This is a genomic window from Myxococcales bacterium, from assembly GCA_022184915.1.
Lineage (GTDB): Bacteria > Myxococcota_A > Polyangia > Fen-1088 > Fen-1088 > JAGTJU01.
The window spans coordinates 639,355-658,438 of the sequence record JAGTJU010000004.1 but is presented as its reverse complement, the minus strand read 5'-3'; the positions used below and the strand labels follow the sequence as shown (position 1 = coordinate 658,438).

At 66.6% G+C, this 19,084-nt stretch carries 12 protein-coding genes; 5 read left to right on the top strand and 7 right to left on the bottom strand.

The window, feature by feature from the left end; translation table 11 throughout:
- Positions 1–13 precede the first annotated feature (13 nt).
- Positions 14–1,933, bottom strand: coding sequence for a biosynthetic arginine decarboxylase (gene speA, locus KA712_17835; protein ID MCG5054828.1), 1,920 nt, complete (start codon positions 1,931–1,933; stop codon positions 14–16).
- A gap of 117 nt (positions 1,934–2,050) precedes the next feature.
- Here speA and aroC point away from each other — a divergent pair, with 117 nt between their 5' ends.
- From aroC to KA712_17815, 4 genes are all read left to right on the top strand, one after another.
- Positions 2,051–3,151, top strand: a complete 1,101-nt coding sequence (gene aroC, locus KA712_17830; GenBank protein ID MCG5054827.1) for a chorismate synthase — start codon at positions 2,051–2,053, stop codon at positions 3,149–3,151.
- A 249-nt stretch (positions 3,152–3,400) separates the two neighbouring features.
- A complete protein-coding gene (locus KA712_17825; GenBank protein MCG5054826.1) occupies positions 3,401–7,054 on the top strand; it encodes a hypothetical protein in 3,654 nt (1,217 codons plus the stop codon).
- A gap of 36 nt (positions 7,055–7,090) precedes the next feature.
- Complete coding sequence (locus KA712_17820; GenBank protein ID MCG5054825.1) at positions 7,091–8,941, top strand: OmpA family protein; 1,851 nt, start codon at positions 7,091–7,093, stop codon at positions 8,939–8,941.
- Between the two features lie 159 nt (positions 8,942–9,100).
- Entirely contained in the window at positions 9,101–11,287 is a 2,187-nt protein-coding gene (locus KA712_17815) for a PEGA domain-containing protein (GenBank protein ID MCG5054824.1), read from the top strand.
- A gap of 24 nt (positions 11,288–11,311) precedes the next feature.
- Here KA712_17815 and KA712_17810 read toward each other — a convergent pair whose 3' ends face one another.
- The 5 genes from KA712_17810 to KA712_17790 are packed head-to-tail and all read right to left on the bottom strand — an operon-like array spanning position 11,312 to position 16,622.
- Positions 11,312–12,577, bottom strand: coding sequence for a molybdopterin molybdotransferase MoeA (locus tag KA712_17810; GenBank protein ID MCG5054823.1), 1,266 nt, complete (start codon positions 12,575–12,577; stop codon positions 11,312–11,314).
- Positions 12,578–12,591: 14 nt separating this feature from the next.
- Entirely contained in the window at positions 12,592–14,118 is a 1,527-nt protein-coding gene (locus KA712_17805; protein MCG5054822.1) for an acyl-CoA carboxylase subunit beta, read from the bottom strand.
- A gap of 53 nt (positions 14,119–14,171) precedes the next feature.
- Positions 14,172–14,975: an enoyl-CoA hydratase/isomerase family protein gene (locus KA712_17800; protein ID MCG5054821.1), complete on the bottom strand. Its 804-nt coding sequence runs from the start codon at positions 14,973–14,975 to the stop codon at positions 14,172–14,174.
- Positions 14,976–15,001: 26 nt separating this feature from the next.
- Complete coding sequence (locus KA712_17795; protein ID MCG5054820.1) at positions 15,002–15,940, bottom strand: hydroxymethylglutaryl-CoA lyase; 939 nt, start codon at positions 15,938–15,940, stop codon at positions 15,002–15,004.
- Positions 15,941–15,956: 16 nt separating this feature from the next.
- Positions 15,957–16,622 (bottom strand): HAD family phosphatase, encoded by a 666-nt coding sequence (locus KA712_17790; protein ID MCG5054819.1) that lies wholly within the window; start codon positions 16,620–16,622, stop codon positions 15,957–15,959.
- A gap of 126 nt (positions 16,623–16,748) precedes the next feature.
- On the opposite strand from KA712_17790, the gene KA712_17785 reads away from it, so the two are divergent.
- Complete coding sequence (locus KA712_17785; GenBank protein MCG5054818.1) at positions 16,749–18,410, top strand: glycosyltransferase; 1,662 nt, start codon at positions 16,749–16,751, stop codon at positions 18,408–18,410.
- 7 nt (positions 18,411–18,417) lie between these two features.
- On the opposite strand, the gene KA712_17780 is transcribed toward KA712_17785, so the two are convergent.
- Positions 18,418–18,912 (bottom strand): FKBP-type peptidyl-prolyl cis-trans isomerase, encoded by a 495-nt coding sequence (locus KA712_17780; GenBank protein MCG5054817.1) that lies wholly within the window; start codon positions 18,910–18,912, stop codon positions 18,418–18,420.
- Positions 18,913–19,084 lie beyond the last annotated feature (172 nt).

The window sequence follows — 19,084 nt, the reverse complement described above, 5'->3', positions numbered from 1 at the left end:
ATTTGCGTCGCTATCAGGCCCGTTCGAGGTAGGTGTAGCCCGAGAGGCCCTCTTCGTAGAGGCGCAACATGGCCCGGGTATCTTCCAGCGACATGCGCCCCGCGCGCACGGCCAGCTCGGCATACCTGCGCACGCGCGCGACCAGCTCAGCGCGGTTATAGCTCACGTAGTTGAGCACGTCCGTGACGGTGTCGCCGGCCACGACGTGTTCGATGTGGTAGCCGCCCCCGGGGGCCAACGAAACGTGCACCGTGTTCGTGTCGCCGAACAGGTTGTGCAGATCGCCCAGGATCTCCTGGTAAGCCCCGACCAGGAACGCACCCAGGTAGTAGTCCTTGTCGCTCGGGTGGTGAAGTTCGAGCACGTCCTTCACGTCGCGCTTGTCGATGAAGCGATCGATTTTCCCGTCGGAATCGCAAGTGATGTCGGCCAGCACCGCCCGCCGTGTGGGCTCTTCTTCCAGCCGGTGGATCGGCATGATCGGGAAGAGTTGGTCGATCGCCCAGACGTCCGGGAGGCTCTGAAACATCGAAAAGTTACAGAAATAGGTATCCGAAAGCCCGCGTTCCATGCCGTCGAACTCCTCGGGCACGTCCCGCATCTCGCGGAGCAGCTTGAGCACCTTTTGGCAGGTGGCCCAGAAGATGTCCTCGGCGATCACGCGCTCTTCGAGCGACAAATTTCCCAGGTTGAAGAGGGTCAGAACCTCTTCCTTGTATTCCGTGGCGTCGTGGTAAAGCTCGCGCAGGTTCTTCCGCGAGATCTCCTTGTAGGTCTCGAACAGGTTCCGCACCACGCGGTGAGCCGTATCCGGCAAAGAATCGGGCACCGCGCCCGACTGAAATTCGCCCACGCCCAGCACGTCGAAGACCAACATCGAGTGGTGCGCCGTGACCGCACGCCCCGACTCCGTCACGATGGTGGGATGAGGCACCTGGGCCGCATCGCACGCTTCGCCGAGCGCAAACACGATGTCGTTCGCATACTCCTGCATCGTGTAGTTCATCGACGAAGCGAAGTTCGTCTGTGAGCCGTCGTAGTCGACGCCCAAACCACCGCCCGCATCGAAGTAGCCAAGGGGAGCTCCCATCTTGACCACCTCGGTGTAGAAGCGGCCCGCCTCCCTCAGAGCGTTCTTCACGGCCCGGATCGCCGAGATCTGGCTTCCCAGGTGGAAGTGCATGAGCTCGAGCGAGTCCAGCATGTCGGCGTTCTTCAGGTACTCGACCGCCTTGACCACCTCACGGGTGGAAAGACCGAACTTCGAACGGTCACCCCCCGAGGCCTCCCAGCGCCCTGACCCCTTCGTGGCCAGCTTCACCCGGATCCCGATGGTGGGCCGCAGGTTCATGCGCGCGGCCATCGTGGTGATGAGGTCGAGCTCCGAGAACTTCTCGACGACGATGATGACCTTGCGGCCCAGCTTCTGGGCCATGAGGGCCGTCTCGATGTACTCCTCGTCCTTGTACCCGTTGCAGACGATGAGTGCTTCTTCATCGTCCAGCATCGCCATAACGGCCAGAAGCTCTGGCTTGGAGCCTGCTTCGAGCCCGTAATGATACGGGCGGCCGAACTCGATGATCTCTTCGACCACGTAGCGGTGCTGGTTCACCTTGATGGGGTAAACGCCGCGGTAGCCGCCCTTGAACTCGAATTCGACGATGGCTCTCTTGAACGTTTCGTGGAGCTCCACGACCCGGCTCTTGAGAACGTCCGAAAACCGCACCAGGAGCGGAAGCCCGATACCCCGGCGGGCCACTTCATCGACCAGCTCTTTCAGGTCGATGCTGCCCGCTTCCGGTCCGTTCGGGTGTGCGACCACGTGGCCGCGAGCGTTGATGGAAAAATACCCGTGTCCCCAGTTGTGGACACCATACAGCTCTGCCGAGTCCGCGGTGGACCACTTTCGAGGCATGCCGTTTGCGATCGCCATGGGCGGTACAGTGAAGAAAAAATTTCCCGTCTCGCTAGAGAAATCTGCGCAACTTACCGACCTCGGCCGACCCCTGCGTGGCTTGGCGCCCTTGCAGCCCGCTGCTACGCTGGCCGCGTGTCCTCCAGCTTCGGCCGCTTGTTCCGGATCAGCACCTTCGGTGAGTCTCACGGGCCCGCCGTCGGGGTGGTCGTGGATGGCTGTCCGCCCCGCCTGCCCGTCTCGGCCGAGGAGATCCAGACCGAGCTCGACCGTCGGCGGCCTGGCCAAAGCCGGATCGTCACGCAAAGGCGCGAATCCGACCAGGTCGAGATTCTCTCGGGCGTCGAAAACGGCCTCAGCACGGGCACACCAATCGCCTTGGTGGTGAGAAACACCGACGCCCGTAGCGGGGATTACCAGGAAATGGCCACGAAGTTCCGGCCCTCCCACGCCGACTTCACCTACCAGGCCAAATACGGCATCCGCTCCTGGAAGGGGGGCGGCCGCTCGAGCGCCCGGGAGACGATTGGCCGTGTGGCGGCGGGTGCCATCGCCCGCAAGTTGCTTGCTCAGGACCTGGGGATTGAGATCTTGGCCTGGGTGCAGCGGGTGGCCGACATCGAAGCGGCCATCGAGCCCGCCTCGGTAACCCGAGACGCCATCGAGGCCAACATCGTGCGCTGTCCCCAGACGGAGGTGGCCGAGCAGATGATCACGCGGATCGATACGGCCCGAAAGGCCGGCGATTCCCTGGGGGGCGTCGTCGAAGCCGTCGCTCGTGGGGTACCGGCCGGCCTGGGAGAGCCAATTTTCGACAAGCTGGAGGCGGATCTGGCCAAGGCCATGTTGTCCCTGCCCGCCTGCAAAGCCTTCGAGAGCGGCAGCGGCTTTGCGGGGACCTACCTGGCCGGGAGTGCCCACAACGATTCCTTCTATAGTGAAGGTGCACGGGTGCGCACCCGGAGCAACCGTTCGGGTGGAATCCAGGGGGGCATCTCGAACGGGGAGGACATCTTCATCCGCACGGGCTTCAAACCCACGGCCACCATCCTCCGCTCCCAGGAGACGGTCGACGAGCGGGGAGACAGCACCGTGCTCGAACCCCGGGGACGTCATGATCCCTGCGTGCTGCCCCGCGCTGTCCCGATCGTCGAGGCCATGATGGCGCTGGTCCTGGCGGACCACTACCTGCGCCAGCGGGGCCAGTGTGGCGGACCGGGTGCCGTCGCACCCTGACCCCCGTGCCCTCATCCCGGCTGGTTCGTCAAAAAATCAACATACACCCCCCCCATTCCTGTGGTCAGGTAGGGCGCTTTCACCTATAAAATGCGCCCGCTTCCGCGTGATGCCGCGCGAAAGACTCAACCTACGACACCGGTCTGGTCCATGCGTATGTCATCGATTTTATTTGTAAGCGAGCGATCGAAACACCTCTGCGACGCACGGGAACGAAGGGCGGGGCGGTTTTGGCCCTTGCTGACCGTCTTGGGAGCTCTGGGACTGGCGAGCCCGGCAGCGGCGCAGATGCGCCCCGTGCAAAAGGTCTTCACGGCCAACCTGCCCGGCCGGCTACTGACCGTTGGCAACTCGGTGGTCACCTGCGATCGCACCCGCAACAGCGCCGCCGATTGCAACGCCGTCGAGACCGGAGCGGGGGCCCCCACCCTTGACAACGACACGCTCACCACGGCCTTCATCGACGTCGACAGCGACGCCAGCACCTTCAACTCGAGCGCGGCCACGCTGGCCTTCAATGGGCAGATCGAATGGGCGGGTCTTTACTGGTGGGGCTCCACCGACCCTGAAGACGCGACGCGCACGGTGGATGCCGCCGGACGCAACACCGTGAAACTTCAACCGCCGGGTGGCGCCTATGCCAGCGTCACGGCCGCGTGGCTGGTGGCAGGTGTTCCCTACCTGGCCTTCGCCGACGTCACCAACATCGTCAAGGCGAGCGGTCCCGGGGCCTACCAGGTGGGCAACGTGGTGACCTTTGCCGGCAGCGACGACCACCTCGGAGGATGGTCGTTGGTCGTGGTGAACCGCGACCCTGCCCTGCCCTTTCGCCACGTCTCGATCTACGACGGCTACCAAACCTACGGGGGGGGCACGGCCATCGACGTGAACTTCACGGATTTCCTCACGCCGCTCATGGGCCCCGTGGACGCGCAAATGACCTTCATCGCCCTCGATGGCGATGCCGGCAAGGGCGACCAGGTGGCATTCAATGGCCAGCCTCTGGTCAACGCTCTCAACCCCGTGAATGACTTCGGCAACTCGACCATCTCGAACGATGGGGTGTCGGTCACGGGCCGCACGCCGGCCTTTCCGAACACGCTCGGGACGGACATCGACACCTACAACGTGAGCGCGCTCCTGCTCAACGGCGCCACCAGCGCCAAGGCAACCTTCTCCGGCGTATCGAGCGAGACGAACTTCGCCGTGCTCATGGGCTTTCAGACCACACTTTATGCCCCGAAGATCGTCGCGACGAAGTCGTTCGTGGACGTCAACGGCGGCGAGACGCGACCGGGTGACGTGCTCGAGTACACCGTGGTCGTACAAAACGAGGCGTCGGCCCAAGACGGCGCCGTGAAGGTGGTCTTGACGGATCCCATTCCGGCCAACACGAACTACGTTCCCGGCAGCCTGACCCTCGTCACAGGGTCGCCCGGCGGCGCAGCGGCGGGTGCCCTCACGGACGCCGCCGGGGATGACACGGGAGACTACGATGCGCAGGGCCGACAAATCGCCGTGCGGCTCGGCCAGGGCGCCAGCGCCAGTGCGGGCGGCGCGCTGGCTCCGGGCCAGAGCACCTCGGTGAGATTCAGAGTGACGATTGATCCCAACCTCGACAGGGACACGGTCGTCTCCAACCAGGCAAAGGTCACCTTCGAGGGCCTCACGATCTCGCAGACGGCGGGCAGCGCCGTCATCACGGTGACCTCGAACGCACCTGTGACCGGTGGACCCACCGACACGCCCGTGGACCCCATCGATACCGACGGAGATGGCCTCTCCGACAAACTGGAGACGACCATCGGCACCGATCCCAACGATGCCGATACGGACGACGACGGGCTGAGCGACGGTGCCGAACCCCGCTACGACCAGGACTCGGACATGGATGGCGTCATCAACGCGCGGGACCCTGATAGCGATGCTGATGGCCTGCGCGATGGCACCGAAGCCGGCAAGGACTGCAGTAACCCAGCCACGAACGTCGCGGCCGGAAACTGCGTACCCGACGCGGATCCCGCGACCACGACGAGCCCGATCGACCGCGACACCGATGACGGGAGCGTGCCCGACGGTCAAGAAGACCGCAACCAGAACGGCCGGATCGATGCCGCCGAAACTGATCCCAACAACCCCGCCGACGACGTGGGGAGCAGCGGGACCGACACCGACAACGACGGCCTGCCCGATCCCGTCGAAGACGGGCTTGGCACGAACCCCAACGACGCCGACAGCGACGATGATGGTGTGATCGACGGGCAAGAGCCTGCGTTCGGCACAGACAGTGACGGCGACGGGGTCATCAACGCCCTCGATCCCGACAGCGACGATGACGGCATCCTCGACGGGACCGAGCTTGGCAAGGATTGCAACAACCCCGCCACCAACGTGGCAGCCGGGTTCTGTGTGCCCGACGCCGACGGCGGCGCCACCACCACCGATCCCGTGAAAAAGGATACCGATGCCGGTGGCAAGGCCGACGGCGCAGAAGACGCCAACCGCAACGGGCGCATCGACGCGGGAGAAACGGATCCCAACAACCCCGCCGACGACAACGCTCTGGCGGACACGGACGGCGACGGCCTCACAGACGGCGCAGAGACGAGCCTCGGCTCGAACCCCATGGACGCCGATACGGATGACGACGGGGTGATCGACGGCGCAGAAGCCAATCCCAGCGTCGATACGGATGGGGATGGATTGATCAACGTGCTCGATCCCGACAGCGACGACGACGGGCTCTTCGACGGCACCGAGCAGGGGCAAAACTGCACCAACCCCGCGACCAACGTGGCGGTCAAGCGCTGCGTGCCCGACGCCGACCCCACCACCACCACGAGCCCCGTCGCCCGCGACACCGATGCCGGCGGCAAGTCCGACGGCGCCGAAGACGGCAACCTCAACGGACGCATCGACGCAGGGGAAACGGACCCCAACAATCCGGCCGACGACAACACCGCCCCCGACGCCGACGGTGATGGCTTGTCGGACGGACAGGAAGGCACGCTGGGGTCGAACCCCAACGACGCCGACTCGGACGACGATGGCGTCATCGACGGGGCGGAGGCCAACCCCGGCGACGACACCGATGGGGATGGCAAGCTCAACGTTCTCGACCCAGACAGCGACGGTGACGGGCTCTTCGACGGCACAGAGCAGGGGAAGAACTGTGCCAACCCCGCGACCGACCTCACCAAGGCCAGCTGCGTGGCCGATGCGGACCCAACGACCACCACCAGCCCCCTCCTGCCGGACACGGACGCAGGCGGTGTGTCCGATGGCGTGGAGGACGGCAATCGGAACGGTCTCATCGACCCTCAAGAACGCAATCCCAACAACCCCGCCGACGACCAGCCCATGGCCCCGGACACCGACGGCGACGGCCTGCCGGACGCCGCGGAGCCCCCGCTTGGCGGCGATCCCAATGATGCCGATACGGACGACGATGGCCTGCCCGATGGCGCCGAACTCAACCCGGGGCTCGACCTCGACGGCGACGGCCTTCCCAACATCAGGGACCCGGACAGCGACGGCGACGGGCTCTTCGACGGCACAGAAGCGGGCCGCGATTGCATGGGCCCGGGGACGGATGTGGTGAAGCTTGCCTGTATCCCCGATGCAGACGCGGGCGCCACGAAGACCGACCCGCAAAACGCTGACACCGACCGCGGTACCGTACCGGATGGTCTCGAGGACGCAAACCGCAACGGCGTGGTGGACGTGGGGGAGCGGGATCCGAACAACCCGGCCGACGACGTTCCCGGGGTGCGGGATGGCTTCGTTTCGGGGGGCGGATGTAACTGCGCCTTCGGCCCCTCGGGCGGTTCGCCTTCGGGCTCGGCCGCCCTGCTGGGCCTCGCGCTCGGGGCGTGGCTTTGGGTGAGGCGCCGCCGCGGCTGACTTCCAACACCTTTCAACCAGACGAGACATAGACCCATGACCTCATCGTTTGCCGCTCTCGGCGGGCGGCGCGCCTCGCGCGGCCGCATCGTCCTTTCCGCTGCCCTTGCCGGGTTGGCGCTGGCCACGCCTGCCGGGGCACAGGCGCAGACCCCGGTGGACGGCTTCTCTCTCAACCGCTTGAGTCCTGCCGAACACGGCAGCGACTGGTTCTCGGTCGACTCGCTCGATCTTCAAGGCAACGGACGCTACACGCTCGGCGTGATTGGCGACTACGCGCGCAAGCCGCTCGTCATTTACGACCCGAGTGGAAACGAACTGGAAGCGCCGGTCTCCGACCAGTTCTACCTGCACGTGGGTGGCACGGTCATCTTGCGCGACCGGTTTCGTCTGGGCGCCAACCTTCCCCTGCTGCTGGTCAACGAAGGAACCAGCGGCTCGCTGCGAAACCAGGTGTTCGCGGCGAACACGGGGGCGGCGGTGGGTGACCTGCGCCTGGGTGCGGACGTGCGCCTGTTTGGCCGGTACGGTGATCCCTTCACCCTCGCCGCGGGCGTGCAGGTGCACCTGCCGACGGGAAGCCGCGACGCCTACGCCAGCGACGGCAAGGTCCGGCTGGTGCCTCGGCTCCAGGCCGCCGGTGACGTGGGCGCATTGACCTACGCAGCCCGTGTGGGGTTCGATGGCCGCTTCCTTCAGACGGACTTCGCAGACCAGCCCTTCGGCAACGAGGTCACCTTCGGCGTGGCCGCAGGGGCCCGGGTGGCCGAGGGACGCGTGGTGGTGGGGCCGGAGCTTCACGGCAGCACGGTGGTGTCTGACGGCGCCGCCTTCGACAGCGAGGCCACGCCGCTCGAGGCTTTGCTGACCGCACACGTGCGCGTGGGGAACGCCTTTCGCTTCGGCGTCGGTGGAGGCCCTGGCATCAACCGAGCGCTCGGCAGTCCCCAGTACCGCCTGTTGGCGTCGCTCTCCTATTTTCCCGTTTTCGAGCGACGTGCCCCACCCGACCGCGATCAGGATGGCATCGTGGACGCGGAGGACGCCTGCCCGGCCGATCCGGGTCCGCGCCGCGCCGAGCCCGCCACCAACGGCTGCCCGGACACGGACGGCGACGACATCGTCGACCGGCAGGATGCCTGCCCGCGTGTGGCTGGCGAACCCAACACCGACCCGCGGCAGCACGGCTGCCCGCCCCCGCGCGACAGCGACGGCGATGGCATCGTCGACCACGAGGATGCGTGTCCCTTCGACCCAGGTGATCCCAACACCGATCCCAAAAAGCACGGCTGTCCGCCGCCCCCCGATAGCGACGGCGACGGCATCGTGGACCCCGAGGACGCGTGCCGCCTCGAGCCGGGTACCCCCAACGACAACCCCAAGAAGCACGGCTGCCCGCCCGACCGCGACGGCGACTTGATCATCGATCCACAAGACGCCTGCCCCGACACCGCAGGGGATCCCGACCCGGATCCGGCGAAGAATGGCTGCCCCAAGGTCGAGCTTATGGACAAGGAGATCAAGATCTTGGAGCGGGTCGAATTCGACTACAACAAAGCGAGCATTCGCCCCGAGAGCGACCCGCTGCTCGCGGCCGTGGCTCGTGTGCTCAAGCAGCATCCCGAGCTCACGAAGCTTCGCGTGGAGGGCCACACCGACAGCCGCGGCTCGGCGTCGTACAACCGCAAGCTGTCCCAGGCGCGCGCGGAGTCCGTGGTGCAGTGGTTCGTGGGCCAGGGTCTCGACCCGGGCCGCTTCGTGGCGGAGGGATTCGGAGAGGACAAGCCCATCGACACGAACAAAACCGAGGCCGGGCGCCAGACCAACCGACGGGTGCAGTTCATCATCCTGGAGAAGGACGGCGCTCTCGAGGTCGAGACGAACTGAGCCGCCTGTGCAGACGGGCCCCTGCTCGTGGGGAGAGGGGCTCCGTCTCGTGGGGCGTACGCGGCGCCGTGCACCGCCGTTGGGGCCCTCTCGCCCCGGCAGGCAAGGCGGTAACGCCCACGGCCGTCGGGGGGAACTTGTGATACCCTGGCGCCCGTCATGTCTAGATTCGCATGTGCTCTGGGCGCTTTCCTCTGCGCCCTCGTAGGTCATCCCTCTTTCAATTCTGGTCCGCTCGAGCGGGGCCCCGGCGTCGCCCAGGCGCAGACCGCGGGACCAAAGCCCCGCCCTCGCACCAAGGGCCGCAAGCAGCGCCTGGCGCTCGACAGTTCGCCCCAGCAGGCGACCGTGTTCTGGGACGTGGTGCTGCCCAATCAACCCGCGGACCCCAAGGCCTACGGTGTGGCGGGCTACACGCCGCTGACACTGACCGTGCCCCGTGGCCTGGTGAAGGTCATCATCGAGCAAAAAGGGTTCAAGCAGCTCGAACGAGAGATGAACGTGCGCCGGAACGAGAAGGTGGTCTTCACCTTGGAGCGCGCCCCGGAGGCAGGACAGCTCGATCTACGGGCGGCTGGCGATGGCAGCGCCACAGGGGCCGAGGTGTTCATCGACGGCGTCACGCGGGGCACGCTTCCCAACGTCTTCGAGGTCAACGCCGGCCGGCGCCTGGTCGAGGTGAAGAAGGGCGGGTATCTGCCCGTGAGCGAGTGGTTCGAGCTGCGCGAAGGCGAGCTGCGCACGCGCGACTTCACCTTGAAGCGCGATGCGAGCGGAACGGGGTCGATCATGGTGATGGCCGAAGGGGGGGAGGTCTGGCTCGACGGCGAACGCAAGGACATGGCCCCTACCCTGCTCACCGGTATCAGCCCGGGCGACCACGTGGTGGAGCTTCGGCGTGAGGGGGCAGAGCCCTTCCGCCAGGTCGTCAAGGTCGAAGAGGGCAAGCAAACGAAGGTCACGGGCGCAGCGCCCGTGGGCCCGACGGGGACCGTGAAGGTGCTGGCGAGCACCGAGGGCGTTGATGTGTATCTCGATGGCCGCCCCGCCGGACAGGTGCCGCTCGAGCTCGCCGTGCCGGCAGGCCAACACGTCGTGGAAGGCCGAAAGAGAGGATTTCTCAACGCCGAAGAGGTCATCAAGCTCACGCCAGGTGAGCAGATGCTGGTGCGGCTCAAGCTCGAACCCAACCCCGAGGGCATCGTGCGCGCCGTTCTTTCCATCAAGTCGGCCGAACCCAACGCCGAGGTGTTTCTCAACGGGGCCAGCTTGGGCATGGCACCCGTGGAGCGCAAAGACCTCGAGCCCGGCAAACACGTGGTGGTGGTGCGCAAGCCGGGCTTCGTGGACTTCAAGCGCGAGGTGGTCCTCGAGGAAGGCAAGCCCCTCAACCTGGTAGCCGAGCTGCAGGCCGTGTCGCGGCTCAAGTTCCTCTCGGCGCCGCCCGGCGCCCAGGTCTTCATCGACGGCGAGCCAATTGCCGGCGTGACGCCGAACGCACGTGACCAGGTGAGCGCCGGGGAGCATCAGATCATGATGCGTTTGCCCGGCTACATCGATCACCGCCAGACCATCAAGGTGGAAGGCGGCAAGGAGCGGATCGTCTCCTCCGATCTCGAACGGGTGCGCGTGGGGCCAAGCCGGGAAGAGGTGTACACCTCGAAGATGGCCGCCTCGACCTTCGGCGCCAAGGCCTTGCCCAAGGGTGGATTCGCCGCAGACGTGGGCACGGGGTACCCCTACCTGCTCGTGGGACGCTTGCTGGTCTCTGCGTTTCAGAAAGACTTCTTGAAGATCGACGCGGGCGTCGAGATGAAGACGTACTTCCAGCTCTTCGAGTTCAACCTGCACGGCCGGGCGCAGCTGCTCGAGGCAGGGCCGTTTTCGGCGGGGGCCCGGGCGGCGATCGGCGGCGGTCCCGGGTTCAACGGGCGCAACACGTTTTCGTTCGAGGTGGGGCCCGTGGCCACGCTGTCGTTCGCCAACCGCGTGAACTTCAGCATGCACGCGCACTACCAGTTCTACAGCGACAGGCTCTGCCCCTCGAGCACGGACATCAACCGGCGGGATGTGACCCCTCGCGACGCCTGTGTGAACTGGACGATGGTACGCTCCTTCCAGCGTGACAACGAAAACCCCCGGGACAACCGCTTTTCGGGTCACCGCTTCTTCCTCGGGGGCTCCTTGGAGGTTGCCATCGATCGCTACGTCTCGGCGTTCGCCATGGTCGACTTCCTTCCGGGGCAGTTCGAGGGCCGTCTTGCGTTCCGCGACGACGTCAACAGCGTGATGTTCAAGAGCGATCAGCTCGTGTACGCGCTCATGGGCGCCACACTCAAGCTCTGAGCGGGACGCAACGGGTGACGTCGCTCAGCCGGGCGGCGTCACCACCCACACGCGCTCCCCCTCGTCGAGCCGCTCCCGCTCCTCTTCCACCACCACGTAGCCCTGGGTGTGCAGAAGGCCGCTCACCAGCGAGGGGCCTTTGGCCACCGAGGCCACGACAACAGAGCCGCCTAGACCTTCGGAGCCGGCCACCACGCGGACCCGCAGATAGTCTTCGCGGCCAACCGCCGAGGTGTAGGCCGCTGCAAGCGTGGCCGAAAATCCACTGCCCCACACGGGCCCTTTAGGGGCGCCCTGCATGAAGGCCAATGCGGGGGCCACCAGCACGTCGAAGGCCACGGCGGCCGAGCCCGGAAAGCCCGGCAACCCCACGACCAGGCAGGCGCCCTCCGGGCGCTCCACGAGGGCCGCCAGCGTGGGTTTTCCAGGACGCATGCGCACCCCGTGAAAGAGAAGCCGCGCGCCCGGCAAGGCGCCGAGGGCCGTCGATGTGAAGTCGTGTTCGCCCACGGAGGTTCCCGCAGAGATCAGGACCATGTCGGATGTGGCCACGGCGGCAGCAAGCGCCTCCTGCAGGGCCCGGGGTTCGTCAGGTACGATGCCCCCCTGGCGTGCCTCGGCGCCCAGGGTCCGGCTGCGGGCCCACAACCAAAGCTGGTTGCTATCCGCCACCTCGGCAGGACCGAGGTCAGCACCCGGCGGGCGCACCTCGGCGCCGCTCGAAAGCACCCGCACGCGAGGGGCCGTATGTACCTCGACCTCCGTTTTGCCCAAAGCCGCGAGAGCCGCCAGCTCGGCTTCGCGCAGCAGCCGACCGGGTGCGAACAGCGCCTCCCCAGGCGAAAAGTCGAGCCCGGCGGGCACCACGTTTTTCCCGGCGGGCACCGGCTCACGAACCCACACCCGCGTGGGCTCGGCCCCGTCCCCCTGCGTGCTCTCGAGGGGTACCACGGCATCAGCGCCCAAGGGCACGCAACCGCCGGTGGGAATGCGCACGGCCTCACCAGGCAAAAGGGTCACGCTTGGCACGGCCCCCGCCTTCACCGTGGCCACGCACGACAAGCCTGCCGGTTGGTTCGACGACGCCGTCGCAAGGTCAGCGCTGCGCACCGCGAACCCGTCCATGGCGGCGCGAGGCAAGGCAGGCACGGCGCGCCCTGCCACTACGGGTACACTCAGCCGCCGGCCCAGGGCTTCCTCGAGAGGCAGCCGGACCACGGGCGTCCGGAGACTCGCGGCCAAGAGGCGCTCCCGGGCCTCGGCAGCCCTGATGGGATGTAGCCGTGACATGGTCGCCCCGCGCGTCACACGGGCAGCACGGGCCGGCGGCGCCGGTAGCCACAGTCTTGTTTGGTGGCGGTGAGCTCGAAGCGGCGGATGAGCTCGCTACGCAGCTCGTCTCCGGGAACGATGGCGTCCACGTGCAGCTCCGAAGCCAGCTTGAGCACATCGATGTCGGCCCGGTACTGGATGCGCAGCTCGTCCACGAAGGCCTGGCGCTCACCCTCGGGCTTTTCGGCGATCTTGTTGGCGTAAACGGCGTTCACCGCGGCCTCCGCCCCCATCACGGCGATCATGGCCTGGGGCAGCGCGATCGTGGCGTCCGCGTCGAAGGCGGGCCCACACATGGCGTAAAGCCCCGCGCCGTAGGCTTTCCGTACGATCACGCTCAGCTTGGGGACCGTGGCATCGGCGATCGCCGAGATCATCTTCGCTCCATGGCGAATGATCCCCTGCCGCTCGACCGCCTTTCCGATCATGAAGCCAGGCACGTCTGCCAGGAAGAGCAGCGGAATGTTGAAGGCGTCGCACAGCCAAACGAAGCGTGCAGCTTTGTCGGCCGAATCGACGAAGAGCACGCCCCCCTTCCACTTTGGCTGGTTCGCCACCACGCCCACGGTGCGGCCTCCCATGCGCGCAAAGCCGGTGATGAGCTCGCGTGCAAAGAGCTTTTTGACCTCGAAGAAGCTGCCCGCGTCGACGAGGCTGTCGATGAGGGCGTACATGTCGAAGGCCTGGTTTTCCTTCTCGGGCAAGAGCTCGTCGATCCGCTTGTCCGAAGCGGGAGCCGACGGCGTCACGTTCGGCACGCGCCCGTCGCCATGGTCGGGCATGTAGGCCAGGTAGGCCCGCGCGGCGGCCAGGCACTCGTCTTCGTTGGCCGCGAGCAGGTCGCCGCAGCCCGAGACGGAGCAGTGCATACGGGCACCGCCCATGTCCTCGAGGGTCACCTTCTCGCCGATGACCATTTCGGCCATCCGGGGGGAGCCCAGGTACATCGAAGCGTTGCCGTCGACCATGAACACGACGTCGCAAAAGGCAGGAATGTAAGCGCCGCCGGCAGCGGAGGGGCCAAAGAGCAAGCAGATCTGCGGGATGCTTCCCGAAAGTTTGACCTGGTTGCGGAAGATGCGCCCCGCGTGCCTGCGCCCAGGGAACATGTCGAGCTGATCGGTGATGCGGGCCCCCGCCGAATCGACGAGGTAGAGCAAGGGAATGCGCAGCCGCCCGGCGGTCTCCTGGATGCGCAGGATCTTCTCTACCGTGCGGGCCCCCCACGAGCCCGCCTTGACCGTGGAGTCGTTCGCCATGAGGGCGACGGGGCGGCCATGAATCTTGCCCACGCCCGTGACCACGCCGTCGGCGGGCAGGTCGCCGGCGGTGGCGTTCGCAAACAAACCATCTTCGACGAACGAGCCTTCGTCACACAGAACCGCGATGCGCGCGCGGCAGAATTTTTTTCCCTTGGCCGCATTGGCCTCGTGGTACTTGGGCGCCCCGCCCTTCAAGATGTCGGCGGCGGCTTTGGTGATGGCGTCTCGGGTGCTCATGCACCCTTCATCCTATCATCCAAACCTGAACACGCCTCGCAAGCGCAGGCCCCTCAACGGCCTGAAAAACGGGGCGGGCGCTTTTCGGCGAATGCCAAAAGACCTTCCTCCCGATCGGCGCTGCCGAGAAGGCGCTCATAGCAAGCACGCTCCACGGCCAGGGCCTCGTCGAGGGGCAAGGCAAAGCCCTCGTCGATGGCCCGCTTCGCTTGCGCCACGGCCAAGGGCCCGGCGGCGACGATCTCGCGGGCCCAGGCACAGGCTTCGTCCCGAAGACCGGCTGCGGGGACCACGGCCGACACCAAGCCCACGCGAAGCGCTTCCCCGGCGTCGATCTTGCGCCCCGTGAGCACGAGGGCTTTGGCAAGCCCCACCCCGCAGACCCGAGCCAGACGCTGGGTGCCGCCGGCCCCGGGGATGATGCCCAGCTTGACCTCGGGCAAGCCCATCACGGCCGTATCTGCGGCCAGCCGCAGGTCGCAGGCCAGCGCCAGCTCGAGGCCGCCTCCGAACGCGACGCCATTGAGGGCTGCGATCGTGGGGGCGCGGAACGCGGCCAGGGCGTTGCAAAAGGCGTTCAAGTCGTCGAGGAACACCCGCGTCTCGGGCAGCGACATCTGCAGCCGCTCCTTGAGGTCCGCCCCGGAACAAAAGGCCTTGTCGCCCGCGCCCGTCAGCACGAGGCACCGCACCTCGTCGTTGTCCTCGAGGCTTCGCAGCGCCGCTTGCCCCGCGTGCACGAGGGCACGAGACAGGGCGTTGCGGGCCTGTGGCCGGTCAAAGGTGATGAAGGCCACGTGCCCGTCGACCTGTACGGTGACGGGACGTTCCAGACTGGGAGAGGCTTCGTCTTCCATAAGGCACCAGTGAGGGGTACGCGCCCTCAGGGGGGCGCCTCTTTGCGCACAGCGCGCTGCCGCGCGCCCATGGCGGCACGGTAGTACTTCGAGGGCACATCGTGCCCCACGAGAGACGTGGCCAGCTCGGAGCAGGCCACGAGCGCATCTAGATCCACACCCGTGGCCACGCCCATGCCCTCGAGCATGTACACCACGTCCTCCGTGGCCACATTGCCCGAGGCCCCTGGCGCGTACGGGCACCCGCCGAGGCCCCCCAAGGCTGAATCCACCGTGGTGATGCCCATCTCGACCGCCATCAGGATGTTGGCCAACGCCGTACCGCGGGTGTCGTGAAAGTGCACGGCCACGGCCTCCTGGGGATGTTCCTCCAGCACCCGCGCAAGCACCTCACGCACCTGGCGGGGGTTGGCCACGCCGATCGTGTCTCCGAGAGAGATCTGGTAACAGCCCAGCGCCCGCAGGTCGCGGCAAAGCTGCACCGCACGCGCGGGATCGACCGCCCCTTCGTAGGGACAGCCGTACACCGTGGACACGTAGGCCCGCACCTTGAGCCCTTGATCCAGCGCAGGGGGAATCGTTTCCCGAAAGGCCTCGAGCGTCTCGGCGATGGACTTGTTGACGTTCTTCTTGTTGTGCGTCTCGGACGCCGAAAGAAAAACGGCTATCTCGGGCATGTGCGCGCTGAGCGCGGATTCGAGGCCCTTGAGGTTGGGGACCAAAGCGGAATACGCCACCCCCGGGACGCGCTTGATCCGCCGCGCCACCTCGAGCGCATCGGCCAGCTGCGGAATCCACCGCGGGTTCACGAAGCTGGTGATCTCGATGGCGCGAAGGCCTGTATCGGAGAGCGCGTCAATCAGCTGGATCTTGCTGTCGGTTGGGATGAGGCGCGACTCGTTTTGCAGACCGTCACGCGGTCCGACCTCGTAGATCGTGACGGTCTGGGGAAGTCGCTCGAGCATGGCGCCTTCCTTGATTTTAGCGCAGGGCCAGCACCTGGTCGAAGAGCGCGTCGGTCACGTCTTCCAGCGTCCTCACCACGACATGGGCCTCGGACAGATCGTAGCCCGCGAAGTTGCCGGCCTCGACGCCCACCACCGCGGCCCCAGCCGCCTTGCCGGACCGCACGCCCGGAAGAGCATCTTCGATCACCACACATCCGCGTGCCTCGACGCCCAGACCCTTCATGGCCGCCAGATACGGCGCCGGATCGGGTTTCCCAGGCGCGTAATCCTCGGCCCCGAGCAAGACCCGAAAGTGGGGCCGAAGGCCTATGCCCTCGATGGCCTCGAACACCTCGCGTCGGCTCGACCCGGATGCGATCGCCAAGGGCACGCCCGCCCCGGCCAACCGTTCGACCAGCGCGCAGGCGCCGGGCAGCACGTGAAAGCCATGTTCCCGGATGAGACTTTGTTTCTCGTCCACGGCGATCGTGATGAGCTCACTCATGGGCAGGGTCAGGCCGTGGTTTCGGACCAGCAGATCGTAGATGTCGCGCCAGGAGTGCCCGATGATGAAGTCGCGCTCGGCCCCGGAGAGTTCCTTGCCCAGGCGGCGCATCGCCATCGCCACGGACTCGATGTTGTCGCGCTCGGAATCGATGAGGGTGCCATCGAGGTCGAACAGTACGGCTTGCAGGGCCATGACGCGACAGTATACACGTCACGGCGTATCTCACACGAAACGTTCCGGTTTCGTGCAGAGCTCCTGGCGAGGGCGGCCCGTATCCGAGGTGCGGGCCGCCAAAGAATCCGCCACACTACGGTCCCAATGGACCTGGCCTGCCCTGGCGCTCACCTGTACGCGAACCTCCGTGCCCTGTCCCAGGTGGCCCCCGCCTTGGTCAACCGCATCAGCTGGCCCGTGAGTGGAGACCATGTGGGCCGGGCTGAGGAAGGCAGCTGGCACTACCACCGGGGAGACCGATGGTTCCCGCTCAGTTTGGGTGACGAAGCGCGCGCCCGGGCGCTCGACCCCTGCGCGGGTTCGAGCCCTCTCGCGGTGCTGGGCTTGGGAGATCCCCTTCTGGTGGCCGATTTGCTCGCGCAAGATCCAGAACGCGTGGTGTACGCCTGGGATCGTGATCCTTGGCTCCTGCGCCTGCTGTTGGGTGCCGCCGATTTCAGTGACGCTCTTCTGCACGGCAAGCTGCGCCTGCTCATGGGAACGGACCTGCTCGCGGCGCGTACGGCGCTTGCGAGCTGCGACACGGTCATGCACCCGGTGCTCGGCCAGCTTTACCATCACGAGCGCCGCCTGCTCGCGGCCGATCCCGCGTTGCCCCTGGCTTTCGTCGCGCGAGGCGGGCTCTTCGTCGACGACGTCGCGGAGGCGCTCTGGGAGTCCGGCTATCGCGTCTACACCCTCGACCTCCAAGGCCTCTCGCAAGAGGAGCTTGCCCTGGCCGTGAGGGAGGCCCGCCCTCGCGTGCTCGCCGCGATCAATTACACGGAAGGCCTGGTGGAGTTCTGTCACGAGCTGGGCCTGCCCCTCGTGTGCTGGGAGGTGGATCCCAGTACCAGCGCCCTGCCCCCGGCGCGCCTCTGCACCGACAGCGCGCACGTGTTCACGTACCGAAAGGCCCACGTGCCCCTGTTTCGTGGGGCGGGGTTCTCGAACGTGGCGTACTTGCCTTTGGCCGCAAACCCGGTGCGCCGGGCTCCCTTGCCACTCGATCCCGAAGAGCGGCTCCGCTACGGGGGGGGCCGGCCGACGTACGTGGGATCGAGCATCGCGCTCGAGATCCCCCGCTTCGAGCGCAGCTTCCTCGCTGTCGCGCAGAAGGTGGGGGGGCCCGAGGTCGGCGCCGAGCAGGCCCGTGCCTGGCTCGAGCGCGCGCTCGCCCGGCAACGGCAGGACCTGAACACGTTGCTCGCGCCGACTGCGCTCGACGACATCCATCCCGGTCTGGCAAGCGCCTCCGGAGGGGCCGCAGCTCAGGCCGTGGCGGAGATTTCTGCGGCCGAAAAGCGGCTGCGCTTCGTCGCGGGCCTGGGAGACCTGGGAATGTGGGTGTGGGGAGACGCGGGCTGGAGCGCCATGGACCGGCTCTGCCCGGGACACCAGGCCCACTACCGCGGCAGCGCCGCCCACAACCTGGACGTCACGAAGATCTACAACGCCAGCGCCGTGAATGTCGATGTGGGGCGCATCTACCAAGCAGACATCGTGACCATGAGGGTATTCGACATTGCCGCCTGCGGCGGCTTCGTGCTCGCCGAACGGTCGGACGCGCTGGCCGAAGTGTTCGAGGTGGGCACCGAAATCGAGACCCACGGCAGCTTCGACGAGCTTCACGACAAGACCCGGCACTACCTGGCACACCCGGATCGGGCGGCGGCATTTGCCGCGCGCGGCCGCGACGCCGTCTTGCAGCGGCACACGATTTCAGGGCGACTCGTCCAGATGCTCGCGCGCGCGAACCTTGCCTGATGCGCTCTCAAATCCCCTGGGGTGGCGGGGGCGGACGCAGGGCCACTTTGCCCGTCTCGCGTTCATGCGCGGTGGCTGTACGGACGCCCAACACCTTCACGCTCATGCTGACGGTTTGGCCCGCCAGCGGGTGAACCATGCGCACGGTTACGTGAGCAGCTTCGATGGCGTCCACGACCAGCTTCACTTTTTGTCCGCCCGGCAGGCCCGCCTCGAACTCGGCTCCCACGACGAGCGGCGCCTCTGCCGGGAATTCGTTGCGTGCAACGGTTTTCTTCGGCGCGGCCTCGAGCCTGCCGAAGGCCTCCTCGGGCGGGAAGGTAAAGTCACGCTCGTCGCCGACCCCGAGGCCGGCGAGCCGCCGATCGAGCCCCGGAATGATCGCCCCCCGCCCGTGGATGAAGGATATCGCCCCCGAGATATCCGAGGCCTCGATGATCTCACCTCGCTCGTCGCAAAGGTCGAAGCTGAGGTTCACCACGGTTCCAGGCTCGATCTTCATGGCGAGGATTTTAGAGCCTCACGCCTGCCGAGCCAATTCATCGGCAAAAAGCGCCTAGCACCCGGCCATTTTTGCCCGTCAGATCCCTGGCTCGATAGTCAGAGCTGACGCAATCCCCCAGGCAGGGATCTGACACGGGTGGCGCGTGCCGCCCCTAAGGCCCCGAAAACAC